This is a genomic window from Bisbaumannia salifodinae, from assembly GCF_055388505.1.
The window spans coordinates 2,521,532-2,547,543 of sequence record NZ_AP043781.1 but is presented as its reverse complement, the minus strand read 5'-3'; the positions used below and the strand labels follow the sequence as shown (position 1 = coordinate 2,547,543).

Annotated in this window: 20 protein-coding genes; 7 read left to right on the top strand and 13 right to left on the bottom strand. The window is 67.9% G+C overall.

The annotated features are described in order from the left end of the window. The first annotated feature begins 110 nt into the window (after positions 1 to 110). From ACZ5EF_RS11875 to ACZ5EF_RS11865, 3 genes are all read left to right on the top strand, one after another. Positions 111 to 641, top strand: a complete 531-nt coding sequence (locus ACZ5EF_RS11875; RefSeq protein WP_346062119.1) for an HPP family protein — start codon at positions 111 to 113, stop codon at positions 639 to 641. A 117-nt stretch (positions 642 to 758) separates the two neighbouring features. After that, complete coding sequence (locus ACZ5EF_RS11870) at positions 759 to 2,459, top strand: PAS domain S-box protein (RefSeq protein ID WP_346062120.1); 1,701 nt, start codon at positions 759 to 761, stop codon at positions 2,457 to 2,459. 88 nt (positions 2,460 to 2,547) lie between these two features. After that, positions 2,548 to 3,000, top strand: a complete 453-nt coding sequence (locus ACZ5EF_RS11865; protein ID WP_346062121.1) for a YchJ family protein — start codon at positions 2,548 to 2,550, stop codon at positions 2,998 to 3,000. A gap of 37 nt (positions 3,001 to 3,037) precedes the next feature. Here ACZ5EF_RS11865 and ACZ5EF_RS11860 read toward each other — a convergent pair whose 3' ends face one another. The 7 genes from ACZ5EF_RS11860 to hutI form a co-directional block, all read right to left on the bottom strand. Beyond that, positions 3,038 to 4,384: a Na+/H+ antiporter family protein gene (locus tag ACZ5EF_RS11860; protein WP_346062122.1), complete on the bottom strand. Its 1,347-nt coding sequence runs from the start codon at positions 4,382 to 4,384 to the stop codon at positions 3,038 to 3,040. 186 nt (positions 4,385 to 4,570) lie between these two features. After that, a complete protein-coding gene (locus ACZ5EF_RS11855; RefSeq protein ID WP_346062123.1) occupies positions 4,571 to 5,398 on the bottom strand; it encodes a phytanoyl-CoA dioxygenase family protein in 828 nt (275 codons plus the stop codon). Positions 5,399 to 5,413: 15 nt separating this feature from the next. Further along, positions 5,414 to 6,763 (bottom strand): Na+/H+ antiporter family protein, encoded by a 1,350-nt coding sequence (locus ACZ5EF_RS11850; RefSeq protein WP_346062124.1) that lies wholly within the window; start codon positions 6,761 to 6,763, stop codon positions 5,414 to 5,416. A gap of 105 nt (positions 6,764 to 6,868) precedes the next feature. Next, positions 6,869 to 8,416: a histidine ammonia-lyase gene (gene hutH, locus ACZ5EF_RS11845; protein WP_346062125.1), complete on the bottom strand. Its 1,548-nt coding sequence runs from the start codon at positions 8,414 to 8,416 to the stop codon at positions 6,869 to 6,871. Between the two features lie 87 nt (positions 8,417 to 8,503). After that, the gene (hutU, locus tag ACZ5EF_RS11840; protein WP_346062126.1) at positions 8,504 to 10,183 is read right to left on the bottom strand and encodes a urocanate hydratase; all 1,680 of its coding nucleotides are present in this window, start codon (positions 10,181 to 10,183) and stop codon (positions 8,504 to 8,506) included. Positions 10,184 to 10,249: 66 nt separating this feature from the next. Continuing rightward, complete coding sequence (hutG, locus tag ACZ5EF_RS11835; protein WP_346062127.1) at positions 10,250 to 11,212, bottom strand: formimidoylglutamase; 963 nt, start codon at positions 11,210 to 11,212, stop codon at positions 10,250 to 10,252. Positions 11,213 to 11,388: 176 nt separating this feature from the next. Then, positions 11,389 to 12,606, bottom strand: a complete 1,218-nt coding sequence (gene hutI, locus ACZ5EF_RS11830; RefSeq protein WP_346062128.1) for an imidazolonepropionase — start codon at positions 12,604 to 12,606, stop codon at positions 11,389 to 11,391. A gap of 330 nt (positions 12,607 to 12,936) precedes the next feature. Between hutI and ACZ5EF_RS11825 the strand changes: the two genes are divergently transcribed. Further along, on the top strand, positions 12,937 to 14,268 hold the full coding sequence (locus ACZ5EF_RS11825; protein WP_346062129.1) for a YjiH family protein: 1,332 nt from the start codon (positions 12,937 to 12,939) through the stop codon (positions 14,266 to 14,268). 74 nt (positions 14,269 to 14,342) lie between these two features. On the opposite strand, the gene hutC is transcribed toward ACZ5EF_RS11825, so the two are convergent. Then, a complete protein-coding gene (gene hutC / locus ACZ5EF_RS11820) occupies positions 14,343 to 15,059 on the bottom strand; it encodes a histidine utilization repressor (protein ID WP_346062130.1) in 717 nt (238 codons plus the stop codon). A 141-nt stretch (positions 15,060 to 15,200) separates the two neighbouring features. Between hutC and ACZ5EF_RS11815 the strand changes: the two genes are divergently transcribed. Beyond that, positions 15,201 to 16,679, top strand: coding sequence for a metal-dependent hydrolase family protein (locus ACZ5EF_RS11815; RefSeq protein ID WP_346062131.1), 1,479 nt, complete (start codon positions 15,201 to 15,203; stop codon positions 16,677 to 16,679). A gap of 317 nt (positions 16,680 to 16,996) precedes the next feature. On the opposite strand, the gene holA is transcribed toward ACZ5EF_RS11815, so the two are convergent. Genes holA through leuS form a run of 3 tightly spaced genes read right to left on the bottom strand, consistent with a single transcriptional unit; the run spans position 16,997 to position 21,200 of the window. Beyond that, positions 16,997 to 18,055 carry a DNA polymerase III subunit delta gene (gene holA, locus ACZ5EF_RS11810; RefSeq protein ID WP_346062132.1) on the bottom strand — a complete coding sequence of 353 codons (1,059 nt, stop codon included), beginning with the start codon at positions 18,053 to 18,055 and terminating at the stop codon, positions 16,997 to 16,999. A gap of 15 nt (positions 18,056 to 18,070) precedes the next feature. Further along, positions 18,071 to 18,559, bottom strand: coding sequence for an LPS-assembly lipoprotein LptE (locus ACZ5EF_RS11805; RefSeq protein ID WP_346062133.1), 489 nt, complete (start codon positions 18,557 to 18,559; stop codon positions 18,071 to 18,073). Between the two features lie 34 nt (positions 18,560 to 18,593). After that, positions 18,594 to 21,200: a leucine--tRNA ligase gene (gene leuS / locus ACZ5EF_RS11800; protein WP_346062134.1), complete on the bottom strand. Its 2,607-nt coding sequence runs from the start codon at positions 21,198 to 21,200 to the stop codon at positions 18,594 to 18,596. A 196-nt stretch (positions 21,201 to 21,396) separates the two neighbouring features. On the opposite strand from leuS, the gene ACZ5EF_RS11795 reads away from it, so the two are divergent. Further along, the gene (locus ACZ5EF_RS11795) at positions 21,397 to 21,909 is read left to right on the top strand and encodes a zinc ribbon-containing protein (RefSeq protein ID WP_346062135.1); all 513 of its coding nucleotides are present in this window, start codon (positions 21,397 to 21,399) and stop codon (positions 21,907 to 21,909) included. 93 nt (positions 21,910 to 22,002) lie between these two features. Here ACZ5EF_RS11795 and ACZ5EF_RS11790 read toward each other — a convergent pair whose 3' ends face one another. Further along, a complete protein-coding gene (locus ACZ5EF_RS11790) occupies positions 22,003 to 23,349 on the bottom strand; it encodes a hypothetical protein (RefSeq protein WP_346062136.1) in 1,347 nt (448 codons plus the stop codon). 201 nt (positions 23,350 to 23,550) lie between these two features. Between ACZ5EF_RS11790 and ACZ5EF_RS11785 the strand changes: the two genes are divergently transcribed. Continuing rightward, positions 23,551 to 24,879: an acyltransferase family protein gene (locus ACZ5EF_RS11785; protein ID WP_346062137.1), complete on the top strand. Its 1,329-nt coding sequence runs from the start codon at positions 23,551 to 23,553 to the stop codon at positions 24,877 to 24,879. Here the strand turns inward: ACZ5EF_RS11785 and ACZ5EF_RS11780 are convergent. Further along, complete coding sequence (locus tag ACZ5EF_RS11780) at positions 24,876 to 25,769, bottom strand: LysR family transcriptional regulator (protein WP_346062138.1); 894 nt, start codon at positions 25,767 to 25,769, stop codon at positions 24,876 to 24,878. The genes ACZ5EF_RS11785 and ACZ5EF_RS11780 overlap by 4 nt on opposite strands. Positions 25,770 to 26,012 lie beyond the last annotated feature (243 nt).

Here is a 26,012-nt window from a genome sequence, read left to right as displayed (position 1 = left end):
GGAAGGAGAGAGGGGGGGACTTGTTATCGAGTTATAAGCAAACCAACCTTCACCTTGGTAGTGCGTTTTGTCAGAATCTTGCCTCTTTCTGGTGCATTCAGTGGACGACAATGAAGAGTTACTTCGGCAAGATGCGCGGTGAACCCGCGCGGCGTGCCCGCGCCGACTGGCAGGATGCCCTCTGGTCCTGGGCCGGTGCCTTCGCCGGCATGGGCGCCATCTGCTGGCTTAGCGCCCATTGGCTCAGCGATCAGTTGCTGATCCTCGGCTCCTTCGGTGCCACCTCGGTGCTGATCTATGCCGCCCCCCAGAGTCCCTTCGCCCAGCCCCGCAACGTGCTGCTGGGCAGCATGCTGTCGGCCTGCGTCGGCGTGGCCTGTGCCCAGGCGCTGGGGACCACGGCGCTGGCCGTGGCCCTGGCGGTCTCCCTGGCCATCCTGGTGATGCAGTTGACCCATACCGTACACCCGCCTGGCGCCGCCGCCGGCTTGATCGCCGTGGTGGGTGGCCCCGAGGTACAGGCCCTGGGCTGGTGGTATCCGCTGATGCCGGTGGGGGTCGGCTGCGCGGTGATGCTGGTGGTGGCCATCCTGGTCAACAACCTGGCCCGCCATCGCCGCTATCCCGTGCATTGGCATTGAGCCAGGTCAGCTTTTTGCGCAACGTTGAAGCGGGCGGGCGCCGGCCTGTGTCAGTATGGCTAGATAGTTAGATATAAAACGTTGCCAGGGACTCGGCTCGACGCGGGGAGAAGTCGAATGGGAGAGCCGGAGGATCGCTATCCGCCAGGGCTTCGGGAGGGAGACGAGGCCATCTATCGTCGCCTCTTCGAGGCCTCGGCGGATGCCCAGTTCCTGGTGGGCGTGGAGGCGGGGGGCGAGCGCTTCCGCTATCTCCGGGTCAATGACGCCCTGGTCAAGGGCACCGGCATTCCACGCTCGGCCATGGAGGGGCATACCCCCGCCGAGGCGTTGCCCGAGGCCCTGGTGTCGCTGATCGAGGAGCAGTATCGGCTGTGCCTGCTGGCGCGCCAGACACGGCTCTACGAACAGCACTTCCCGCTCCCCGCCGGCCAGCGCTGCTGGCAGACCCGCCTGACCCCGCTCTTCGATGACCACGGCGAGGTGTGTCTGATCCTGGGCACCGCCCGGGACATCACCGAGCTGCGCGACTTCACCCAGACCCTGGTGTCGGTGGCCGATACCCTGCCGGGCTTTATCTATCAGCTGCGCCGCGACGCCGACGGCCACTGGTCCTATCCCTATGTGGGCAAGCGAGTCAGCGAGATGTTCGGGGTCAGCGTCACCGAGGCGGAGGCCGATGCGGAGGCACTGATCGGGCTGATTCATCCCGACGACCGAGAGCGAGTGATCCGCGAGAGCCTGGAGTGCGCCGAGCGCCTGGCCCCCTGGCATAGCGAGTTCCGCATGTATCACCGGGACGGCCGGCTACTGTGGCTGGAGGCCAACGACATCTCCCAGCGCCTGGCGGATGGCAGCCTGGTGTGGACCGGCTATGTCAACGACATCACCGCCCAGAAGCGGCTCGAGGAGCGTAACGCGGCCAATGATCGGCGCTTCCAGTTGCTGGTGGAGAATGCCAACGACATCATCTACACCCTGACCCGGGAGGGGCGCTTCGAGTATGTCTCGCCGAACTGGACGGAGATGCTGGGCCTGGACGCCGAGGCGGCCCTGGGCCAGCCGCTGATCGACTTCGTGCATCCCGAGGATCGCCCCGCCGTGGCGGCCTTCCTGACGCGGCTGTTCGACTCCGGCAGCAAGCAGCAGGGGGTCGAGTACCGCATGCGTCACGGCGATGGCGGCTGGCGCTGGCACACCTCCAATGCCTCCCCCATGTTCGACGAGGATGGTAGCCTGGCCACCTGGATGGGCATCGCCCGGGACATCTCCGAACGCAAGGCCATGGAGGAGAAGATCCGCCATATGGCCCAGCACGACCCCCTGACCGGGCTGCCCAACCGGGCGCTGTTCTTCTCCCACCTGGACAAGGCCATCCCGCTGGCCCTGCGCCAGCGTCAGCCACTGGCGCTGATGTTTATCGACCTGGACAAGTTCAAGCCGGTCAACGACACCCATGGGCACGGGGTCGGCGATCGCCTGCTGATCGCCGTGGCGCGGCGCATGGAGGCGCGGCTGCGGACCTCGGATATCATCGGGCGCATCGGCGGCGACGAGTTCGTGGTGCTGCTGCCGCTGATCAGTGGTCGCGACGATGCCCACGGGGTGGCGGAGGCGCTCTGTACCGCCCTGCGCGAGCCCTTCGCGGTGGATCACCTGACCCTGACCGTCTCCGCCAGTATCGGCCTGGCCCTGTGCCCCGATCATGCCGAGGAGAGCCGGGCCCTGGCCCACTATGCCGACCAGGCCATGTACCTGGCCAAGGAGCGGGGCCGCGACCGGGTGGTGGTCTATGGTGAGGGCCGACGCCACCGCTGAGCCGCCTCCGGCGACCCGCTCCCGGTGGGCGGACAGGGCGCGGCGGGCATGGCACACTGGCGCGCCGACGACCGAGGAGAGCCAAGAGATGGACAAGCGAGCCTGCCCCTGTGGCAGTGGGGCCGCCTACGCCGACTGCTGCGGCCCCTACCATCGGGGGGGGCCGGCACCGACCCCGGAGGCGCTGATGCGCTCCCGCTATAGCGCCTTCGCCCTGAACCTGACCGATTACCTGCTGGCCAGCTGGCATGCATCGACACGGCCCGCCAGCCTGGCGGCGGACGACCAGACCCGTTGGGTGCGCCTGGAGATCATGGCGAGCGAGGCGGCGGGAGCGCAGGGCCGGGTGCACTTTCGCGCCACCTTCCGGGAGGGCCGTCGCTGGGCGGTGCTCGAGGAAGCATCCCGTTTCCTGCGCGAGGAGGGACGTTGGTACTACCAGGATGGGAATACCTCGATGAATCGCCTCAAGCCGGGGCGCAACGATCCCTGCCCGTGCGGCAGCGGGCGCAAGTTCAAGGCCTGCTGCGGGGTGGCCTGAGGCGATAACGCCGGGGCAGGCCCCGGCGTGGTCATCATCACAGGATCATGGCGGCGACCCAGCCGAAGGCGATCAGCGGGATATTGTAGTGCAGGAAGGTGGGCACCACGCTGTCCCAGATATGGTCATGCTGGCCGTCGGCATTGAGGCCGGCGGTGGGCCCCAGCGTCGAGTCGGAGGCCGGCGAGCCGGCATCGCCCAGGGCCGCGGCGGTGCCGACCAGGGCGATGGTGGCCATCGGCGAGAAGCCGAAGGTCAGCGCCAGGGGCACATAGAGGGAGGCGATGATGGGGATGGTCGAGAAGGAGGAGCCGATGCCCATGGTGATAAAGAGCCCCACCAGCAGCATGATCAGCGCCGCCAACCCCTTGTTGTCACCGATCAGGGCGGTGGAGCCCTCGACCAGGCCCTGCACCTCGCCGCTGGCCTGCATCACGCTGGCGAAGCCCGCCGCCGAGATCATGATAAAGCCCACCAGGGCCATCATGCGCATGCCCTCGGTGAAGATGCCGTCCTGTTCGTGCCAGTGGAAGACGCCGCTCAGCGACAGCAGGGCGAAGCCGAAGATGCCCCCCAGCACCATGGAGCCGGTGGTGAGCTGTACCGCCACCGTGCCCACCAGGGCGATGCCCAGCACCGCCTTCTGCCAGCCGGCCAGGTGACGGGCCGCCTGGGCCGGGGTCTCGTCGCCGTGGGCCAGGTCGCGGTCCTCGTAGTCGCGTCCCTTGCGGTAGCTGAACAGTGCCGCCACCGCGAGCCCCAGCGCCATGCCGCCGATGGGGATGATCATGGCCAGGGGCACCATCTGACGGGTGACCTCCAGGCCCAGCTCGGCGCCGCTCTCGTTGAGGTTGGTGAGCAGGATGTCATTGAGGAAGATGGCCCCGAAGCCCACCGGCAGCAGCATATAGGGCGCGGTGATACCGAAGGTGATGACGCAGGCCACCAGGCGCCGGTCGAGGCGCAGGTGGTTCATCAGCTTGAGCAGCGGCGGCACCAGCACCGGGATAAAGGCGATATGCACCGGAATCAGGTTCTGGGAGCTCACCGCCGCCGCCAGCAGGGCCGCCAGCAGGGTATAGGTGACCAGGCGGCGATTGTCGCTCTGGGAGTCCAGGTTGAGCCCGGCGATGGCGCGGTTGGCCAGCAGCTCGGTGATCCCCGAGCGTGACAGGGCCACGGCGAAGGCGCCCAGCACCGCATAGGAGAGGGCGATGGTGGCACCGTTGCCGAGGCCGTCGTTGAAGGCGTCGAGGATCTCCCCGATGGGCATGCCCGCATAGAGGCCCCCCACCAGGGTGGCGACGATCAGGGCGAAGACCACGGAGACCCGAGCCAGGCTCAGGCCGACCATCACCAGGATGGCAAGAACGATAGCATTCATGATGGGCTCTTATCGTTGGGAACGAATGCACTGACGCCCCCACGGCACCCGCCGTGGGGACACGGGACATGCCGGGCGGCTCAGTGGCAGCTGGGCAGCATACCGGCGGGTACCAGGGGGCTCAAGGCGTATACATAGCGGACTAGCTGCCGACCGATCCGGATGGTCGGCCGGCGAAGCTGTCAGTTATCGTGGGTAGAGCAGTGGGAATAGCGGATGCTCCATGGGGGCACCGGCCGGAAGTTCCTGATCGAGTCCGGGAAAGGGAGGAGACGTCGTCCAGTGGCGTGGGGCATGGGTCATATCGTCCCCCAGGAATCGCACCGAGAAGGCGCGCCGGCGATCTTTGCCACTGACTCCCCCGGAGGCGTGCAGGGTCAGCATATTGAAAAAGACGGCGTCACCGGGCTCCAGGGCCCAGCCGAGGATGCGGTACCGTTCGCGATTCGCCTCGATATCCGGCAGGTCGTCTAGCGTACCCTCGGGGAACCACTTGGCCTCGTTGTCCATAAAGGTTCGTGGCATCAGCCAGGGCCCCAGGTGAGATCCCGCAACGAACTCCAGCGTAGCCTGTCGCGAGACGGGGTCTACGGGAAGCCACATGCTGACGTTCTGATGGCCATCCACGTTGTAGTAAGGCTGATCCTGATGCCAGGGCGTTTTCTGCTGGGTTCCCGGCTCCTTCACCAGCAGGTGGTCGTGATAGAGGCGTGCCGTCCGGCTTCGCATCAGCCGTGCCGCGACCTCGCCCACGCCGGAGTCGAAGATAAAGCGGCGATAGGCGTCGTTCTCCTGCCAGTTGCAAAAATCCTCGAAGAACCAGCCAGGATCATCCGCTCGGCTCGCCACCTTGGCTCTGGGGCTAGGATGCCGCAGGTTATGCTCGATGCCATTGGCAAGGTCGGCTAGCCGATCGGCATCGAAGAGGCCTCGAATCACCACGGCCCCGTCATTCTGGAAGGCGTCGATGGTGGCATTATCAATCCGTTGGGTGATGTGCTGCATGTCGGTCATCGTCTCTCTCCCTGATTAGAGTGTCATAGCGGCCAACCAGCCGAAGGCGATCAGCGGAATATTGAAATGCAGGAAGGTGGGCACCACGGTGTCCCAGATATGGTCATGCTGGCCGTCGGCATTGAGGCCGGCAGTGGGGCCAAGCGTCGAGTCCGAGGCCGGCGAGCCGGCGTCGCCCAGGGCCGCGGCGGTACCAATCAGGGCCACCGTCGCCAGGGGCGAGAAGCCGAAGCTGAGACACATGGGGACATAGATGGCGGCGATGATGGGAATCGTCGAGAAGGAGGAGCCGATGCCCATGGTGATAAAGAGGCCCACCATCAGCATCACCAGGGCGGCCATGGCGCGGTTGTCGCCGATCAGCTCCACGGAACCCTGCACCAGGGTGGGAATCTCGCCGGTGGCTTGCATGACGCCGGCGAAGCCCGCGGCGGCGATCATGATAAAGCCCACCATGGCCATCAGTCGCATGCCCTGGGTGAAAACACTGTCCTGCTCGCTCCATTTGACGATGCCGCTAAAGGAGAGGACGGCGAAACCGCAGAGGCCGCCGAAGATCATTGAGCCGCTCCACAGCTGAACGACCAGGGCCAGCACCAGGGCGAGCATGATCGTGGCAAGCTGCCAGGACTTGAGCCCGCTCTCCTCGGGAGCCGCGTCCTTCTGGAAACCGTCGATAGGGAGGTCCTGATAGCCACGTTTGCGCCGATAGCTGACGAAGACCGCCAGCAGCAGGCCGAGACACATGCCAGCAGCGGGTAGCAGCATGGCCTTGGGGGGCATGTCGCGGGAGACCTCCAGTCCCAGCTCGGCGCCGGCAGCATTGATGTTCCCCATCAGGATGTCGTTGAGGAAAATGGTGCCGAAGCCAATGGGGGTCGTCATGTACATCACCGTAATGCTGAAGGTGATGGCACAGGCGACGGCCCGTCGATCCAACTGGAGATGGTTCATGACCAGCAGCAGGGGCGGGACCAGGATCGGAATAAAGGCGATATGCACCGGGATAATGGTACCCGAGGCAAAACCCGCCAGGATCAGGGTGGCGAACAGTCCCCAGGTGACCCATCTGGCATGGGCGTGGTGGTGTTTCCCGGCCTCGAAGCTGTCGATGACCCGCCGGGAGAGGCGCTGGGTGATGCCCGAACGCGAGAGCATGACGGCGAAGGCGCCGAGGGTGGCATAGGCCAGAGCCACCGGGGCGCCTCCCCCCAGTCCGGCATTGAAAGCCGCCACGATCTCTGTGGCGGGAAGTCCAGCGTAGAGTCCTCCCACCACGGCGGCGGCGATCAGGGCGAAGACCACTGATACCCGGGCAAGACTCAGGCCAACCATCACCAGGATGGCAAGAACGATAGCATTCATCAGTCTTCCTTGTTTTATCGGTATTCTTAGGATTTGGGATGATAGGTGTGATTGTTATTTCATGACAGCCCCCGCCAGGCCTTATGGCAGGGGCTTGGTGTCGCCTCAGTGACTGGGGAGCAGCTCCTGGGGCAGCAGCGAGCTGAGCACGCGGCTGGCCAGCAGCTCGGTGGCGGCCTCGATATCCGGGGCGAAGAAGCGATCCTTGTCGTAGTGGCCGACCCGTTCGCGCAGGGTGGCACGGGCCCCTTCCAGGGACTCGGTGGTGGTCAGGCGCCGGCCATCGGCGTCGGTGCGCAGGTCCAGCCCCTGGCAGGCGGCCAACCACTCGATGGCGACGATGCCACGCACATTGGCGGCCATCTCCCAGAGGCGCTTGCCGGCGGCCGGGGCCATGGAGACATGGTCCTCCTGGTTGGCGGAGGTGGGCAGGCTATCGACGCTATGCGGGTGGGCCAGGGCCTTGTTCTCGCTGGCCAGGGCTGCGGCGGTGACCTGGGCGATCATAAAGCCGGAGTTGACCCCGCCTTTCTCCACCAGGAAGGGCGGCAGCTGGGACATATGCTTGTCCATCATCAGCGAGATGCGCCGCTCGGTGAGCGAGCCGATCTCGGCGATGGCCAGGGCGATATTGTCCGCCGCCATGGCCACCGGCTCGGCATGGAAGTTGCCGCCGGAGATGATGTCGTCGTCCTCGGCGAAGACCAGGGGATTGTCGGAGACCGCATTGAGTTCGACGCCCAGCACCTCGGCGGCCTGGCGCAGCTGGGTCAGGGCGGCGCCCATCACCTGGGGCTGGCAGCGCAGGGAGTAGGGGTCCTGCACTCGGTCACACTGGGCGTGGGAGTCACCGATGGCGCTATGCTCCCCCAGCAGGTGGCGGTAGGCGGCGGCGGCATCGATCTGGCCTTGTTGTCCACGTACCTCATGAATCCGCGCATCGAAGGGCGAACGGGAGCCGAGGGTCGCCTCCACGGTGAGGGCGCCGCAGACGGTAGCGGCGGCATGCAGGTCTTCCGCCTCGAAGAGGCCGCGCAGGGCGTAGGCGGTGGAGACCTGGGTGCCGTTGAGCAGCGCCAGGCCCTCCTTGGGGGCCAGGCTCAGGGGCTCGAGGCCGGCCACCTTCAGGGCCTCCCGGGCGGGCAGCCACTCGCCCTGGTGGCGGGCCTTGCCCTCGCCGAGCAGCACCACGCTCATATGGGCCAGCGGTGCCAGGTCGCCGGAGGCGCCCACCGAGCCCTTGAGGGGGATATGCGGGTAGACCTCGGCGTTGATCAGCGCCACCAGGGCATCGAGCACTTCGCGGCGGATGCCGGAGAAGCCGCGGGCCAGGCTATTGACCTTGAGCACCATGATCAGGCGCACCAGGGCGTCCTCCATGGGCTCTCCGACGCCGGTGGAGTGGGAGAGCACCAGGGAGCGCTGCAGGTCCTCCAGCTCCTCGTTGGCGATACGGGTCTGGGCCAGCAGGCCGAAGCCGGTGTTGATGCCGTAGACGGTACGATTCTCCGCGACGACGCGGTTGACGCAGTCGACGCTGTGCTGGATGGCGGCATCGGCGCTGGCCGGCAGGCTGACCGACAGCGGTGCCTCATAGGCCTGGCGGGCCTGGGCCAGGGTCATCTTGCCGGGGTGGATCTCGAGATGGGTCATAACGCTCTCCTGAAAAGGGTGCGGCGAGGGCGATGCGCGCCGAGGCTTGTCCCCGGATCAGCTCATCGCCGAATTCGAGTCAAGGGGTTACTTATCCAGCATCGGCAGGTCGAGGCCGTTGTCCCGGGCGCACTGCTTGGCGATCTCGTAGCCGGCGTCGGCGTGGCGCATCACCCCGGTACCCGGGTCGTTGCGCAGCACCCGGCCCAGGCGGGCATGGGCATCGTCGCTGCCGTCGGCGACGATCACCACCCCGGCATGCTGGGAGTAGCCCATGCCCACGCCGCCGCCATGGTGCAGCGAGACCCAGGTGGCGCCACCCGCGGTGTTGAGCAGGGCGTTGAGCAGCGGCCAGTCGGAGACGGTATCGGAGCCGTCCCGCATCGCCTCGGTCTCGCGGTTGGGGCTGGCCACCGAGCCGGAATCCAGGTGGTCGCGGCCGATCACCACCGGCGCCTTGAGCTCGCCGTTCTTGACCATCTCGTTGAAGGCCTGGCCGAGGCGGGCGCGATCCTTGAGGCCCACCCAGCAGATGCGTGCCGGCAGCCCCTGGAAGCTGATGCGCTCCCGGGCCATATCCAGCCAGCGGTGCAGGTGCTCGTCGTCGGGGATCAGCTCCTTGACCTTCTGGTCGGTCTTGTAGATGTCCTCGGGGTCGCCGGAGAGTGCCGCCCAGCGGAAGGGACCGATGCCCTGGCAGAACAGCGGGCGGATATAGGCCGGCACGAAGCCGGGGAAGTCGAAGGCGTTGCTGACCCCCTCTTCCATCGCCATCTGGCGGATATTGTTGCCGTAGTCGAAGGTCGGCACGCCCTGCTGCTGGAAGTCGAGCATGGCCTGGACATGCACCGCCATGGACTGCTTGGCGGCCTTGACGGTGGCTTCCGGCTGGCTCTTGCCGCGGGCCACGTACTCCTCCCAGGTCCAGCCCTGGGGCAGGTAGCCGTGCAGCGGGTCGTGGGCGCTGGTCTGGTCGGTGACCATATCCGGGCGCACGCCGCGCTTGACCAGCTCGGGCAGCACATCGGCGGCGTTGGCACAGAGGCCGATGGAGATCGCCTTGCCCTCGGCGGTGTAGCGCTCGAGGCGCGCCAGGGCGTCATCCAGGCTGTCTGCCTGCTCGTCCAGGTAGCGGGTGCGCAGGCGGAAGTCGAGGCTCGACTGCTGGCACTCGATGTTCAGCGAGCAGGCCCCGGCCAGGGTGGCCGCCAGGGGCTGGGCGCCGCCCATGCCGCCGAGGCCCGCGGTGAGGATCCAGCGGCCGGTGAGGTCGCCGTCGTAGTGCTGGCGCCCGGCCTCGACGAAGGTCTCGTAGGTGCCCTGGACGATGCCCTGGGAGCCGATATAGATCCACGAGCCGGCGGTCATCTGGCCGTACATCATCAGGCCTTTCTTATCCAGCTCGTTGAAGTGCTCCCAGTTGGCCCAGGCCGGCACCAGGTTGGAGTTGGCGATCAGCACCCGCGGGGCGTCCTTGTGGGTCTCGAAGACCCCCACCGGCTTGCCGGACTGCACCAGCAGGGTCTGGGTCTCCTCCAGGCGCTGGAGGGTCTCGACGATGGTGTCGTAGCAGTTCCAGTCGCGGGCGGCGCGGCCGATGCCGCCGTAGACCACCAGGTCCTCGGGGCGCTCGGCGACGTCCGGGTGGAGGTTGTTCATCAGCATGCGCAGCGGCGCCTCGGTGAGCCAGCTCTTGCAGCTGAGCTCGGTGCCGGTGGGGGCGCCGATCCGGCGAGACGGGTCGTGACGGGGATCGCGTTGGGTCATATGGAGTTGCCTCGTTATTGCGTCGTTCGGTGATGGGGTGTCGTGACGTCTGGCGGGCCCTGTGGTTTAGCCGTTAAGCGTCAAATGGTGAATCAGTCGCGCCGCCGCCCGGGCGGTGCGCCTGTCGATGTCGAAGTCGGGGTTGAGCTCGGCCAGGTCGATCAGGGCCAGCTTGCCGCTGTCGCGGACCCGGGTAAGCAGCGGTTCGAGCAGGGCCAGCGGCACGCCGTGGGCGGCGGGGGCGCTGACGCCGGGGGCCTCGCAGGCCGGCAGCACGTCGATATCGAGGGTCAGATAGACCAGGTCGCACTGACCGGTAAAGGCCGCGAGCTCATCGCCGAGGCTGTCCAGGCGGGCCGGGGTGATCTCGTGATCCTCGCGAACCAGCACGCCAAGCTCCTGGGCCCGGCTAAACAGCGCCCGGGTATTGGCGGCCCGGCTCACGCCCAGGCAGGCGTAGCGGAAGGGCCAGCCGCGGTCCTGGCAGGCCTCGGCGATCTGGGCGAAGGGGGTGCCGGAGGAGCGCACCTGGGCCGGGTCGCGCAGGTCGAAGTGGGCATCGAAGTTGATGATGCCGACCCTGGGTGCCGGGCCGTCTCCAGCCGCCAGGTGACGGGCCAGGCCCGACCAGCTGCCGAAGGCCACCTCATGACCGCCGCCCAGCACGATGGGCAGATGGTCCTTGGCGAGCAGCTCGGCGACCCGCTCGGCCAGCCGCGCCTGGGCGGCTTCCATGTCGTCATCGCCGTGGCAGACGATATCGCCGGCATCCACGGCGGGACCCTGGCGGTGCCAGGCCAGGGGGGCCAGGGCCTGGCGCAGGGCCCGGGGGCCCTTGGCGGCGCCGATGCGGCCCTGGTTGCGGGCCACGCCGGCGTCGCAGGCGAAGCCCACCAGGGCCACGCCTGGCGTGGTGGTGGCCTGGGAGAGCGGCTCGACCACCTGGTGCCAGCGCAGGCTATCCGCCTCGGGATCCTCGCGGCCGGCCCAGGGGGACATATCGATGGCATCGAGATAGGTGGGGTTCATCTCATCTTCCCTCGGTGAACGGGGCTACCCCGGGGACAGGCAACGCGAAGACGCTGTGACCCCCTCCCTGGGCGCTCGGCATTCTCGTCCCTGATAATGACGCTTCGCTTTCGCCTGCCCCCGGCGCCCCCCGACGTGAGTGGGCCTGGCTCGGGGCGAAGGCAATGGCGGCTTGGTCAGCCATGGGTCACCTCGCCGTTAAACACCCGCTGTTGCAGGCGTCCGGGCTGCACCGCATAGGCCAGGGCCGCCGGGGTCTCGACGCGCCACAGGCAGAGGTCCGCCGGGGCGCCGGCCTCGATGCGGCCCAGGCCTTGTCCGGCGAGCCCGAGCGCGCGGGCGCCGTGGGCGGTCATGCCGGCCAGGGCCTCCTGGGGCGTCAGGCGGAACAGGGTGCAGGCGAAGTTGAGCATCAGGGTCGGGGCGAAGATCGGCGAGCTGCCCGGGTTGGCGTCGGTGGCGATGGCCATGGGCACGCCGGCCCGACGCAGCGCCTCGATGGGCGGCAGCTTGGTCTCGCGCAGGGTGTGGAAGGCGCCGGGCAGCAGCACGGCGACGCTGCCGGCCTGCTTCAGGGCGGCCACGCCGGCCTCGTCCAGGTACTCGATATGGTCGGCGGAGAGCGCCCCATGACGCGCCGCCATGGCGCTGCCCCCCAGGTTGGAGAGCTGCTCGGCATGGGCCTTGATCGGCAGGCCATGGGCCTCGGCGGCCGCGAAGACTCGCTCGCACTGGGCCACCGAGAAGGCGATGCTCTCGCAGAACACATCCACCGCATCCGCCAGCCCCTCGGCGACGGCCGCGGGAATCATCTCCTCGCAGACCAGGCGAATATAGCCGTCGCCGTCGTCCTGGAACTCCGGGGGCAGGGCGTGGGCGCCGAGCAGGGTGGTCACCACCCGCACCGGCAGGGCCTCGCCCAGGCGCCGCGCCACCCGCAGCATCTTCAGCTCGTCGGCCACGTTGAGGCCGTAGCCGGACTTGATCTCCACCGTGGTGGCGCCCTCGTCGATCAACGCCTGAAGGCGCGGCTTGGCGGCGGCGAAGAGCGCCTCCTCGCTGGCCTCGCGGGTGGCGGTGACGGTGCTGAGGATGCCGCCGCCGCGCCGGGCGATCTCCTCGTAGCTGACGCCTTCCAGGCGTTGCTCGAATTCATCGGCCCGGGAGCCGCCGAAGACCAGGTGGGTGTGGCAGTCCACCAGGCCGGGGGTCATGACGCCGCCGCTGGCCATCGGCTCGCAGCCGGCGAGGGTCGCGGCGTCGAGCTCGCTCATCGGCGCCACCCGCTCGATGCGCTCGCCGGCCACGATCACTCCCATGGGCGTGGGCAGGGTGCGCAGGCCATCGAAGAGGGTGATATCGCGCCACAGGCGGCGATTGGCTTGGGATGGCATAACTGCCTCCTCACTGGGCTGGGTTATGTATATACAATTAGCCTAGCCCGAAAAGGTCGTCAAGTCACCCCGTGGCGGGGCCGCGCCTGACGCGGATCCATTTTCGCCTTTCTTGCCATTTATCTTTTTATTATCAATGGAATATAGATTTTCTACCGTAAGGCAAAGGCGCCGCCATGGGATCGCTTAAGACCAAAGTCTAAGGGCTTTCGGTAGGCGTGCCGGTCCCGGTTTGTCTATTGTATTGTATATACATGGCGAGGACGCCTTTCCCTGCCCCGAGGCTCTCTACCCAGAACTCGGCCGACAATCACAAGTGAGGCATCATCCGTGGACACTTCTCCCTCCAAGGCATCTCCGGCGCGGCGAGGCTCCGTCGCTACCATCCTCAAGCTCTTCGTGCCCAGCCTGCTGGGCATCCTGATCTTCTTCGTGCCCATCGAGCTCGGTGGGCGCAGCACCATCCTCCTCGATCATATGGTCGGCGGAGCCCGCGGCCTGCTCGGGGAGGCCAGCGGCTTCTATGCCCTGGCGCTGATCGTGGCCGGGGCCGCCTACCCGCTGATCAAGGGCTACTGGCGGCGCAACCTCACCGAGCGCATCTTTACCGTGCTGAAGATCGCCGGGGTGGCCGCGGCGCTGATGGCGCTGACCGGCTGGGGGCCGGCCTTCCTGCACGAGCCGGACATGCTGCCCTTTTTGTTCGACAAGCTGGTGATCCCGGTGGGGCTGATCGTGCCCATCGGCGCCATCTTCCTGGCGCTGCTGATCAGCTATGGCCTGCTGGAGCTGATCGGGGTGCTGGTGCAGCCGGTGATGCGCCCCATCTGGCGCACCCCGGGGCGCAGCGCCATCGATGCGGTGGCCTCCTTCGTGGGCAGCTACTCCATCGGCCTGCTGATCACCAACCGGGTCTATCAGGCGGGGCAGTACTCGGCCCGGGAGGCGGCGATCATCGCCACCGGCTTCTCCACCGTCTCGGCCACCTTTATGATCATCGTCGCCCGCACCTTGGACCTGATGAGCGTCTGGAACCTCTACTTCTGGCTGACGCTGCTGATCACCTTCGTCGTCACCGCCATCACCGTGCGCCTGCCGCCGCTCGCCGGCATGAGCGACGACAAGCGCGATGGCGAGCCGGAGTCCGTGCCCGGCAAGCGCCTGTCCACCGCCTGGTGGACCGGCCTGGCGGTGGCCGAGCAGGCCCCGAGCCTGCATCGCAGCGTGGCGCTGAACTTCAAGGAGGGGCTGGTGATGGCCATCAGCATCCTGCCGTCGATCATGTCGGTGGGCCTGGCCGGCCTGCTGGTGGCCAAGTACACCCCGCTGTTCGCCTGGCTGGGCTGGCTCTTCTATCCCTTCGTGGCGGTCTGGGGACTGGCCGATGCGCCGGCCCTGGCCCAGGCGGCCGCCTCGGGGCTGGCCGAGATGTTCCTGCCGGCGCTGTTGATGGCGGAGGCGGAGTTCGTGGCGCGCTTCGCCGCCGGGGTGGTCTCGGTATCGGCGGTGCTGTTCTTCTCCGCCTCGATTCCCTGCATCCTCTCCACCAGCATCCCGCTCTCGGTGGGGCGCATGCTGGTGATCTGGTTTATCCGCGTGGCGCTGAGCCTGACCCTGGCGATCCCCACCGGCTACCTGGTGCAGGCGCTGGTTGGCGTGTAGCGCCCGCGCTGGCAGCGCAACGAAAAACGCCTCCCGGGTCTTGCCCGGGAGGCGTTTGCGTTTCCAGCGCCCGCCTAATCGCGACGGCTACTGACCGTGGAGCGCAGCTTGTAGCGGTCGCCGGGATGAATCAGCCGCGCATAGCTGATCAGCTGTTCGCCGGACCAGGTGCGGCGCACCATGCTCAAACAGGGGGTGGCGGTATCGATGGCCAGCCAGTCGGCGGTTTGGGCATCCACCAGCACCGCCTCGACGATATGCTCGATATCGGTGATGGGGCAGGCCGCCACCAGCACCTCGTTGGGGGTCTGGTGGCTGAAGTCGCTGGCCAGGTAGTCGGGGACCCAGCGCGGATTGACGTAGCGATTTTCCAGTTGGATGGGGATCTCGTCCTCGTAGTGCACCAGCAGGGTATGGAAGACCCGGCTGCCCAGGCGCATGCCCAGGCGCAGGGCCACCTCGTCGTCCGCCTCGATGGCCTCCCGGGTCAGCACCTCGTTGCGGTAGGCGTGGCCCCGGCCGCGCACTTCCTCGGCGATATTGTGCACGTCGAGTAGTGGCGACTCCGCCTTGCGATCGGTGACGAAGGTGCCGAGTCCCGGCTGGCGGGTCAGGTAGCCCTTCTGCACCAGGTCGCGGATCGCCTTGTTGGCGGTCATGCGGCTGACGCCGAAGTCCCGGGCCAACTGCTCCTCCGGGGGGATCTGGTGGTGGGCCGGCCAGTCGCCGCCGTGAATCTTCTCCAGCAGGTGCTGCTGAATCTGCAGGTAGAGCGGGGGGGAGCTACCCATGGGGTCGGTGTCCTTGCGCCACAAGCGAATGTCTATACAGCTAGTCTACCTGGCTTGCGGGGATCGGGCATCTCCAGCATTTGCCGGCGAGTCGGGCTGGCCTACACTGGATAAGTCATGCCTGATAAAAGGAACTTATCGATGGTTGCCCCAGCTTGTCATCACCACCTCCACGGTCATGGCCCCTGCTGCTGTGGATCGCCGCTGTTGCAGCAGTTTCATCGGCGGATCATGGCGGATCTCTCCCGTCGCCACTTCCTGGGCGGGTCTGCCGCCATGCTGGCGCTCTTCGCCGGCCTGAGGGCGCCGCGCCTGGTGGCCGAACCCTCCCGCCAACCCCGGGGGCCGCTGCTGTTGACCGGACTGCGCCTCTTCGACGGCAGCGGCACGCCGCCCCGGGAGGGCGTGGCCCTGCGTATCGAGGAGGGGCGTATCGCCGCCATTCTCTCGGCGGAGGAGGGGACCCGGCTCGAGATGGAGGGGGAACGCATCGATTGCGGTGGCCGGGTGGTGATGCCGGGGCTGATCGATGCCCACTGGCACAGCACCCTGGCGGCGATCACCCAGGCCGCCGCCATGACCGCCGACGTGGGCTATATCCATCTGGTGGCGGCCAGAGAGGCGGAGCGCACCCTGTTGCGGGGGGTGACCACGGTGCGCGACGCGGGCGGGCCGGCCTTCGCCCTGAAGCGGGCCATCGACGAGGGGCTGGTGGCGGGGCCGCGGATCTTCCCCTCCGGGGCGATGATTTCCCAGACCTCCGGGCATGGCGACTTTCGCATGCGCCACGAGGTGCCCCGGGGAAGCACCACGTCGCTCAACGAGATCGAACGCCAGGGGGTGGCGACTATCGCCGATGGGGAGGCCGAGGTGCTGCGGCGCACCCGGGAGCAGCTGATGCTGGGCGCCTCCCAGATCAAGCTGATGGCCGGGGGCGGGGTCGCCTCCACCTATGATCCGCTGGACAGCACCCAGTACCGGGAGGAAGAGCTGCGGGCGGCGGTGGCGGCCGCCGAGGACTGGGGCACCTATGTGATGACCCATGTCTATACGCCGCGGGGCATTCAGCGGGCGATTCGCGCCGGGGTGCGCTGTATCGAGCATGGTCAGCTCGCCGACGAGGAGAGCGTGCGGATGATGGCGGGGGAGGGGGTCTGGTGGAGCCTGCAGCCCTTCCTGATGGACGAGGACGCCAATGTCTATCCGGACGAGGCGCGCCGGGAGAGTCAGCGTCGGGTCTCCGAGGGCACCGAACGGGCCTATGCCCTGGCCGAGCGCTTCGGGGTCAAGACCGCCTGGGGCACCGATATCCTCTTCAGTCCCCAGAACACGCCCAGCCAGGGGCGCCAGTTGGCCAAGCTGACCCGCTTCTACGACCCCCTGACGGTGCTGGCCATGGCCACCGGTAACAACGGCGAGCTGCTGGGACTCTCCGGGCCGCGCAACCCTTACCCGGGCCGCCTGGGGCGGCTCGAGGAGGGGGCCCTGGCGGACCTGCTGGTGGTGGACGGCGACCCGAGCCAGAGCCTCGACTTCCTGGCCGACCCGGAGCCCCATCTGCGCCTGATCATCAAGGGCGGGCGCATCTATAAGGACAGCCTGGATCAGGCCAGGGCCTAGGTTTTTTCGAAAAGCGGGGAGTCAGCCCACCTTGTCGGCGTAGGGGACTCGGCCAGGGGGCCGCGCTCTCCGGCCAAGACCCATCTGCGCCTGATCATCAAGGGCGGGCGTATCTACAAGGACAGCCTGGACCAGGCCAGGGCCTAGGTTTTTTACGAAAAGTTGGGGGTCAGCCCACCTTGTCGGCGTAGGGGGCTCGGCCAGGGGGCCGCGCTCTCCGGCCAAGACCCATCTGCGCCTGATCATCAAGGGCGGGCGTATCTACAAGGACAGCCTGGATCAGGCCAGGGCCTAGGTTTTTTACGAAAAGTTGGGGGTCAGCCCACCTTGTAGGCATAGGGGGACTCGGCCAAGGGGCCGCGGCCCCCGGCCAGGGTCAGCGCCAGGTCGTGGAGGCCGTCCCACAGCGGCACCGGGCTGGCGCCCTTGATGGCCAGGTCGAGGCGCTGGGCGAAGAGCAGCAGCTTGTGCAGGCGCTTGGTGGGCAGGCGGTTCAAGGCCTGCTGGTAGGCGGGGCGACGCTTGTCGAAGATCGGCGGCTTCTGGGCCTTGCAGGCGTGTTCGAAGCTCTGCCCCTGGTCGAGGTGCTGGTAGAGGGAGAGCAGGGTGCGCAGCTCCCGGGTCAGCACCCAGAGCACCAGGGTCGCCTCCACCCCCTCGCCGCGCAGCCCGGCGAGGATCCGCGAGGCGCGCTCGCGCTCGCCGCGCAGGCAGGCGTCACTCAGGGTGAAGATATCGTAGCGGGCGCTCTCCTCGACGCCGCCTGCGATGGCCGCGGCGTCGAGGCGGGCCCCGGGGGGCATCAGCAGGGCCAGCTTCTGCAGCTCCTGGTCGGCGGCCAGCAGGTTGCCCTCGGTGCGCTCGCCGAGCAGCCGCGCCGCCTCCATGTCCAGGCTCAGGCCATGGCGGGCGGCCCGGTCGCGCAGCCAGAAGCCCAGGCGCTGGTGATCCACCGGCCACACCGGGACGAACAGGCCGAGCTTGTCGAGAGCCTTGAACCAGGCGCTCTTCTGCTCGCGGAAGTCGAGCTTGCCCATGCTCAGCAGGAGGATATTGTCGCTGCCCTCCAGCCCCTCGGCATAGGCCTTGAGCGCCTTGGAGCCCTCCTGGCCCAGTTTGGCACCGCCCAGGCGCAGCTCGATCAGCTTGGAGGAGGCGAACAACGACAGGCTGGCGCTGGCCTCCAGCAGTTGGCTCCACTGGAAGCCATTCTCCACATGCAGCACCTCCCGCTCCTCCACGCCCCGGGCGCGGGCGGCGGCGCGCACGGCGTCGCAGGCTTCCTGGTGCAGCAGGGGCTCCTCGCCGGCCACGATCACCACCGGCGGCAGCGCCTTGACCAGCGCCTCGGGGAGCTTGTCGGGAAAGACCTTCATTCTATCGCTCGCATCTCACCGCTCGTTCAGGGGGCGCAGGCGATCGAGCAGCCGCGAGGCGGCCTCGCGGCGCAGGTTGGCCTCGGCCTCGCGGCGCTGATCGTCCGCGGCCAGCAGGTTGGCCTCGTTGATATGCAGCCGTTGGCTGACGCTGAGGGTCTCCTGGGGCAGCAGGTAGGCGCCGTCCTCGACCCGCTGCACCGAGAAGGGCGCCTCGAGGATCAGCTCGATCTCGCGGTTACCGCTCTCCACCAGCCCCAGGGGACGTTCGCGGATTCGCTCGGCGCCCAGGTTGAGGCGCAGCGGCGCCGCCTCGTCCAGGCGGGTGCCGCCGCGGGTCAGGCGCTCGCGCACCGCCTGGGCCAGGTCGTCATTGGCGGCGGCCAGGTGCAGGGACTCGAGGCCGCTGGCGGCATCGAAGCCGCGCAGTTGGAAACCGCAGCCGCCCAGGCCGAGGCCGGCGATGCCGGCCAGGGTCAGGCGCAGAAAGTGACGCCGTTGCATCTTGGCTCTCCTTGGCCCATGGGAGGGGTGGGGCCTAGCCCACCACGATATTGACCAGCTTGCCGGGTACCACGATCACCTTGCGGACCGTCTTGCCCTCCAGGTGACGCTGGACGTTCTCGGCGCCCAGGGCCTCGGCCTCCACGGTCTGCTTGTCGGCATCCGGGGCGACCTGGATGCGCGCCCGCAGCTTGCCGTTGACCTGCACCACCAGCTCGATGCTGTCGCGGGCCAGGGCGGACTCGTCGAGGCGCGGCCAGGCGGCGTCGATGGCCGGCCCCTCGTGGCCCAGCTCGGCCCAGAGGGCATGGCCGATATGCGGGGTAATGGGAGCCAGCAACAGCACGCAGGCCTCCACCGCTTCCCGGGCCACGGCCAGGCCCTGGGGCGAGGTGTCGTCGAACTTGCCCAGGGTGTTGGTGAGCTCCATCACCGCGGCGATGGCGGTATTGAAGGTGGTGCGGCGACCGATGTCGTCGCTGGCCTTCTTGATGGTCTCGTGGGTCTTGCGGCGCAGGTCGCGCTGAGCATCATCGAGGGCGGCGGTGTCCAGCGGCGCCGGCTCGCCGGCGGCCAGGTGCTCGCTGGCCAGGCGCCACAGGCGCTTGAGGAAGCGGTTGGCGCCCTCGACGCCGGAGTCGGACCACTCGAGGGACTGCTCCGGCGGCGCGGCGAACATCATGAACAGGCGCACGGTATCGGCGCCGAAGCGCTCGATCATCGACTGGGGATCGACGCCGTTGTTCTTCGACTTGGACATCTTCTCGATGCCACCCATCTGCACCGGTTGGCCGTCATCGATCAGCACCGCGCTCACCGGGCGGCCCTTGTCGTCGCGCTTGACCTCCACGTCGGCGGGGTTGAACCAAGTCTTGGCGCCGTTGGCTTCCTCCCGGTAGAAGGTCTCGGCGATCACCATGCCCTGGGTCAGCAGGCGCTGGAAGGGCTCGTCGGAGTCGACCAGGCCGAAGTCGCGCATCAGCTTGTGGAAGAAGCGCGCGTAGAGCAGGTGCAGGATGGCGTGCTCGATGCCGCCGATATAGAGGTCCACCGGCAGCCAGTAGTTGGCGCGCTCGTCGAGCATGGCGTCCGGGTTGTCGGCGCAGCAGAAGCGCGCGTAGTACCAGGAGGACTCCATAAAGGTGTCGAAGGTGTCGGTCTCGCGGACCCAGCCATCGCCCAGGTCGGAGAACTCCGGCATCTTCTTTAGCGGCGAGCCGGAGGCATCCACGGTGACTTCCTGGGGCAGAGCCACCGGCAGCTCCTCGTCGGAGAGCGGCACGGTCTGGCCCTCGGGGCCGTACTTGACCGGAATCGGCGCGCCCCAGTAGCGCTGGCGGGCCACGCCCCAGTCACGCAGGCGGAAGTTGGTCTTGACCTCGCCGACGCCCTTCTCGGCGAGTTTGGCGGCGATGGCATCGAAGGCCGCCTCGAAGTCGAGGCCGTCGAACTCGCCGGAGTGGATCAGCCGGCCGTACTCGACGTAGGCGCCCTCGGAGAGATCCGGGGCCTGGCCGTTTTCGTCACTGATCACCGCCTCGATGGGCAGGCCGTACTTGGTGGCGAACTCCCAGTCACGCTGGTCATGGCCGGGCACCGCCATCACCGCGCCGGTGCCGAACTCCATCAGCACGAAGTTGGCCACGTAGACGGGGACCTCGCGGCCGGTCAGCGGGTGCACCGCCACCTGGCCGGTGGCCATGCCTTTCTTCTCCTTGGTGGCCAGCTCCGCCTCGGAAGTGCCGCCCCGGGCGCACTCCTCGCAGAAGGCGGCAAGCTCGGCGTTGCCTTCGGCGGCGGCACGGGCCAGCGGATGAGCCGCGGCCACCGCTACATAGGTGACGCCCATCAGGGTATCGGGGCGGGTGGTATAGACCGACAGCAGCTCGGCGGGGGTGCCATCGGCGGCCTTGATGTCGGAGCCCTCAGCGGGTTTGATCTCAAAGCTCAGCTCGACGCCGCGGGACTTGCCGATCCAGTTGCGCTGCATGGTCTTGACCTGCTCGGGCCACTCCACCTGGTCCAGGTCGGCCAGCAGCTCCTCGGCATAGTCGGTGATCTTGAGGAACCACAGCGGGATCTCCTTGCGCTCCACCAGGGCGCCGGAGCGCCAGCCGCGCCCCTCGATTACCTGCTCGTTGGCCAGCACGGTCTGATCCACCGGGTCCCAGTTGACGGTGGACATCTTCTTGTAGACCAGCCCCTTCTCCACCAGCTTGGTGAAGAACCACTGCTCCCAGCGGTAGTAGTCCGCGTCGCAGGTGGCGAACTCGCGGCTCCAGTCATAGGCGAAGCCCAGGGCCTGGAGCTGGTTGCGCATGTAGTCGATGTTCTCGTAGGTCCACTTGGCCGGCGGCACCTGGTTCTTGATGGCGGCGTTCTCCGCCGGCATGCCGAAGGCGTCCCAGCCCATGGGCTGCAGGACGTTCTTGCCCTGCATGCGCTGGTAGCGGGAGACCACGTCGCCGATGGTGTAGTTGCGCACATGACCCATGTGTAGCTTGCCGCTGGGGTAGGGGAACATCGACAAGCAGTAGAACTTCTCGCGATTGGCGTCTTCGACGGCCTTGAAGCACTCGTTCTTCACCCAGAACTGCTGGGCATCGCGTTCGATCTCATGGGGGTTGTACTGTGCGTCCATCGGTTCGGTCTGTCACCTTGTGGAGGGGGATGGCGTAAGCGTTGGCGAGTTCCAGGCGCCGCCGCAGCCTAGACTGTGCTACAACTGGCGAAACGGCGGCTTGGCACCATCGAATGGGGCACAAGCATACCTTAGTAAGGTCCTGTCAGGTAAGGGCCTGGCCCGGGGCCAGGCCGGTGGAACCAAGGAGCGCACCATGAGCGAGCACAAAGAGCGGGAACATCGGCTGCGGGAAGGCTATGAGCGCATGCTGGGGCGTCTTCAGCATGGCGCCGACGAGCTCTCCTGGGAGGCCCTGCAGCAGGAGCTGGACGAGGCGGTGGAGTTCGAGGCGGAGCTCAAGGAGTTCACCAAGGACGAACTCTCCCTGCTGCGGGCCTGGGTGGAGCGCGACCTGCGCGAGATGCGCCGCTACCTGGCGGCGGGGGGGCATGGCGTGGCCAGCTGGCTGGGCATCGACCTCTCGGTGCTGTCGCGCAAGGTCACCGATGCGCTCTTCTCCATCGCCGACCGCTCGGTGATCGAGCGCGAGCAACTGACCGACGATCTCGAGGCGGCCCGGGCCGACTACTGCGAGGGCGAGATCGCCGCCCCCGGGCGCATGGCCTGCGTGCACTGCGGCGCCACCGTGGACCTCGAGAGCGTGACCCGCCTGGAGCCCTGTCACCAGTGCGGGCACCGCTACTTCTCCCGGGCCCCCGAGGCATAGGGGGGAGCGGCTAAAGCAGGCGATCCAGCACCACGATTACTGCCACCACCAATAGCGACATCACCGCCGCATGGCCCCGGTTATGGCGCCAGGTCAGGGGGCGAGCAGCCGATCCAGCGCCAGGATCACCGCCACCACCAATAGCGACATCACCGCGGCGTAGGTCAAGTTATGGCGCATGGTGGCGTAACCACTGGTGCCGTAGCGCCCCTGCAGCGAGAGGTTGATCCCCGACAGGGGCCCCACGGCGGTTCCCACCCCCCAGGCCGCCAGGGCCACGAAGCCCAGCAGGGTCAGGCGGCTGCCCTCCAGGTCGAGCAGCGAGGCCAGGGTCGAGACCCCGATGATGGGGTGCAGCCCGGCGATGGCGCTGGCGATGATGGCCAGGTAGCTGAGCGCCGCCTCCCCGGCGCCGAAGTGCGCGAAGAGCACCCAGTCACCGCCGCTGGCGGCACTCACCCAGGTGGAGAGCCCCTGGGTGAAGAGGCCGGCACACAGGAACAGCGAAATCTCGCCACGCATCGCCGGTAGCCGCTGGCGGGCATGATCCAGGACGCGCCGGGCGGTCCAGCGTGGCCCCTTGGGCAGGTTGCTGGCCAGGGCCACCGTCGGCAGCAGGAAGGTGATCAGGCTGACGATGGAGAGCCCCGGGGTCAGGGCGTAGTGGAAGAGCAGCACCAGCGCCGCCATGGCGCTGGGCATCAGCAGATTGGTGGGGGTGAGGGCGTGGCCCGGTGTCCGGGAGAGGTCGAAGCGCCGCCCCAGCTCCAGGCAGGTCAAGGCGCCGGAGAAGAGCGCCAGGGGCAGCCCGAAGGCGAGGATCCAGCCGTAGCTCATGCCGGGGGCCACGGTGAGCGCCACCCCCATGGAGGCGAAGAAGGGCGACCAGAGGGCGGCACTGGAGAGGCCGCGGTTGAGGGTCAGCAGCTGCGGCGTGGTGAGTTCGCCCCGGGCGCGCAGACGATCCCCGACCATAAAGACCGTGGAGAGGTTGAGGATGGCGCCGAGCAGATGCACGCTGAGCCAGGTATGGGCGATACCGCGCCGGCCGGTGACCAGCCGCCTGGGGGCTGCCGGCGGTCGGGTGCCGAGCAGGCCGAGGAAGCTCACCCCCACCAGCATGGCCACCACATAGACATTGCCCTCCAGGCTGCGGGCCCAGTCGATGGCCGCCCCGTGGCGTAGCTGGCTGAGTAGCAGGAAGCCGCCCCCCAGCAGGGCCAGGGCGCCGGCCTGGAGGCGGGTGCGCCGGGGAATATCCCGCCACAGCAATGCCGTCGCCGCCCAGAACAGATAGCTGATCCAGCTGGCGGGCAGTGCTACAGGCGTCAGGTAGAGGATCTGGGCGATCAGGCCCAGCAGCAGCAGCAGGCCGGCGATGACCCGGCGCGGCGTGGGACGGGGCGGGGTGCCCTGGGGGGCGGGAACCGGTCGGGACACGGGGCCTCTCTTGCACAAGAACATCAGGACGACGGGAAGGTCGTCGCAAAGGTTAGCATCCTAGGGAAGTCCCTCTGAGGCGGCAAGCGCCGGCTTGACTCGCCGGGGAGCAAGGGAGAAAGTATTTTAAAACGCTGTTCGATTACTGTCTGTCGCCGCCTCTGCTGGGCAGGCGCCTGTCCGACCTCGAAGGAGCGAGTTATGTCGTCGTCATCGCGAGCCCCCAGCGACGCCGCCTCTCCGCGGGATCGCTATCCCGATGCCCTGCGCGCCGGCGCCTTGCTGGTGGTGGTCTTCGGCCACTGGTTGGCGACCCTACCGCGCCTCGAGGAGGGGCTGATGGTGGCCACCGACCACCTGCTGGTGGTCTGGGCCGGCGCCGGGGCGCTGACCTGGGTGTTGCAGGTGGTGCCGCTGTTCGTTTTCGTGTCGGCGGCGGTCAGCGCCGAGGGGGCCCAGCGGCGGCTGAGTCAGGGCGATCGACAGCTCCACTGGTGGGCGGGGCGCGCCCTGGGGCTGGCGCGGCCCACCGTCACCTACCTGGCGGTGTTGGCGGCGCTGTCGCTGCTGGCCCTCGTGACCGGCGGACGCTTCCTGGGCCTGCTCAATCACTCCCTGACCATTCACCTGTGGTTTCTGATGATGCTGCTGGGGGTGCAGGCGCTGCTGCCGCTGGGCGTCTGGGTCGATAACCGCTGGGGGCTCAAAGCGGTGGTGGCCCTGGTGGTGATCGCCGCCGGCGTTGACCTGCTGCGCGCCGGGATCACCGCCCCCGGACAGCTCCTGACTCTGGGCGAGCGGGTCACCGCCAGCGCCGGCGGTATCGGCTGGATCAATGTGGCGGCGGTGTGGCTGTTGCCCCAGCAGTTGGGCATCGCCTGGCGGCGCGGGCGCTTTGCGGGGGCCGGTGTGGGGATCGGCCTGCTGCTGCTCGGCCTGGGGTGGCTGGCCGCCGCCGTGGCCAGTGGCTACCCCCTGGCCATGGTCGATGGTCGCGTCGGCGCCCCCAGCAACCTGCTGCCGCCGACCCTGGCCCTGGTGGGGGTGATGTGGCTCCAGGTGGGTGCGGTGCTGCTCTTCGAGTCGCCGGCGCGGCGCCTGCTGGCCCGGCGTCCCATCGATCGCCTGGTCACCCTCCTCGGCGCCCTGGGCATGCCGCTCTATCTGTGGCACAAGCTCGCCGAGTTGCCGGCGGCCTGGGTGGGGGAACGTCTGGGACTGCCCATCGATGCCGGGGTGCCCGGGGAGGCCGGTTTCTGGCTGGGGCGGCTCTGGTGGCTGCTGCTGTGTGCCCTGACGGTGGCTCCGGTGATGGTGGCGGTGGTGAGCTTCGAGGTGCGGCGCAAGCGCGGCCTGGTCCAGGCCGGCGCCACGCCGGTGATCCTCGCCGGGGGCGCGGCCCTGCTGGGCGGGATCCTGCTGAGCCTGGCCCTGGGCGCCATGCCCGGCGCCCTGTTCGGCCTGGCGGGCGTGGTCGCCGCCTCCTGGCTGCTGCGGGCCCATCCCCAACCCGCCGAGAGGCTGAGCTAGCCCCAGTGCCTGGCCTCGGGGCTGCGCGCCGCTTCCAGCATCGCCAGCATGGAGCGGGCGGCGTTGGAGAGGGTGCGGCTCTTGTGCATCAGGTAGCCCAGGGGGCGCTGGATGGGGCGGTGGTCGATGGGCAGTACCTCGATCTCGTCGTCGATCAGGCTCTCCGGCAGCACGCTCCAGCCCAGGCCGATGGCCACCATCATCTTGAGGGTCTCCAGATAGTTGGTGGAGAGCGCCACCTGCACCTTGAGCCCCTCCCGGGCAAAGGTGTCGACGACGATGCCGCGGGTAAAGGTCAGGTGCCCCGGCAGCACCGCATCGAAGGTGGAGAGGGCCGAGAGCGGCAACTGTTCCCGGCCGGCCAGGGGGTGGTCGCGGCCACAGACGAAGCGCAGTTGGTCGACCCATACCGGCACCACGGTGAGATCGGGGGCGGGGGAGGGGGCCAGGGTCACCACCGCGAGTTCCAGTTCGCCGTCCAGCACGTCCTGATAGGCCTGCTCCGAGTCGAGGAAGCGCATGTCCAGGCGCACCTCCGGGTGGGCCTGGGTATAGGCCTTGAGGATCGGCGGCAGGCGGTGCAGGCCGATATGGTGGCTGGTGGCCATGGTCAGGCTGCCGCCCACGTCGCCGCTGAGGTTACCGATGGCGCGGCGGCTGTCGTCCACCATCACCAGGATCTGGCGAGCCCGGGGCAGCAGCAGGCGGCCCGCCTCGGTGAGGCTGACCCGGCGGCCGATGCGGTCGAAGAGGCGGGCGCCGACCTGGTCTTCGAGACCGGCGATGCGCTTGCTCACCGCCGGCTGGGTCAGGTGCAGGTGCTCGCCGGCCAGGGAGAAGGAGCCGTGGTCGGCCACGGCGAGAAAGGCCTGAAGGCTCTGGGTGTCCATTGCAAGGCTCCAAGGAGTGTTATCAGGGCTACCGAGGCTGGTATGGCGAGGGGCGCTGGGGACAGGCCGGAGCGGGGGTTTTTTGCCAGGGATGGCAAAAGTAGCGCCCAGGGAGGGGTTCACAGCGCCCCGCGATGGCCTGTCCCCAGGGTAGCCCCGGACCGCTATGCGGAAAGCGTGCCACCTGCGATAGCTTCGGGGATGTTATATCCCCATTGTATTCCATGTTGGAATCCAAAGGAT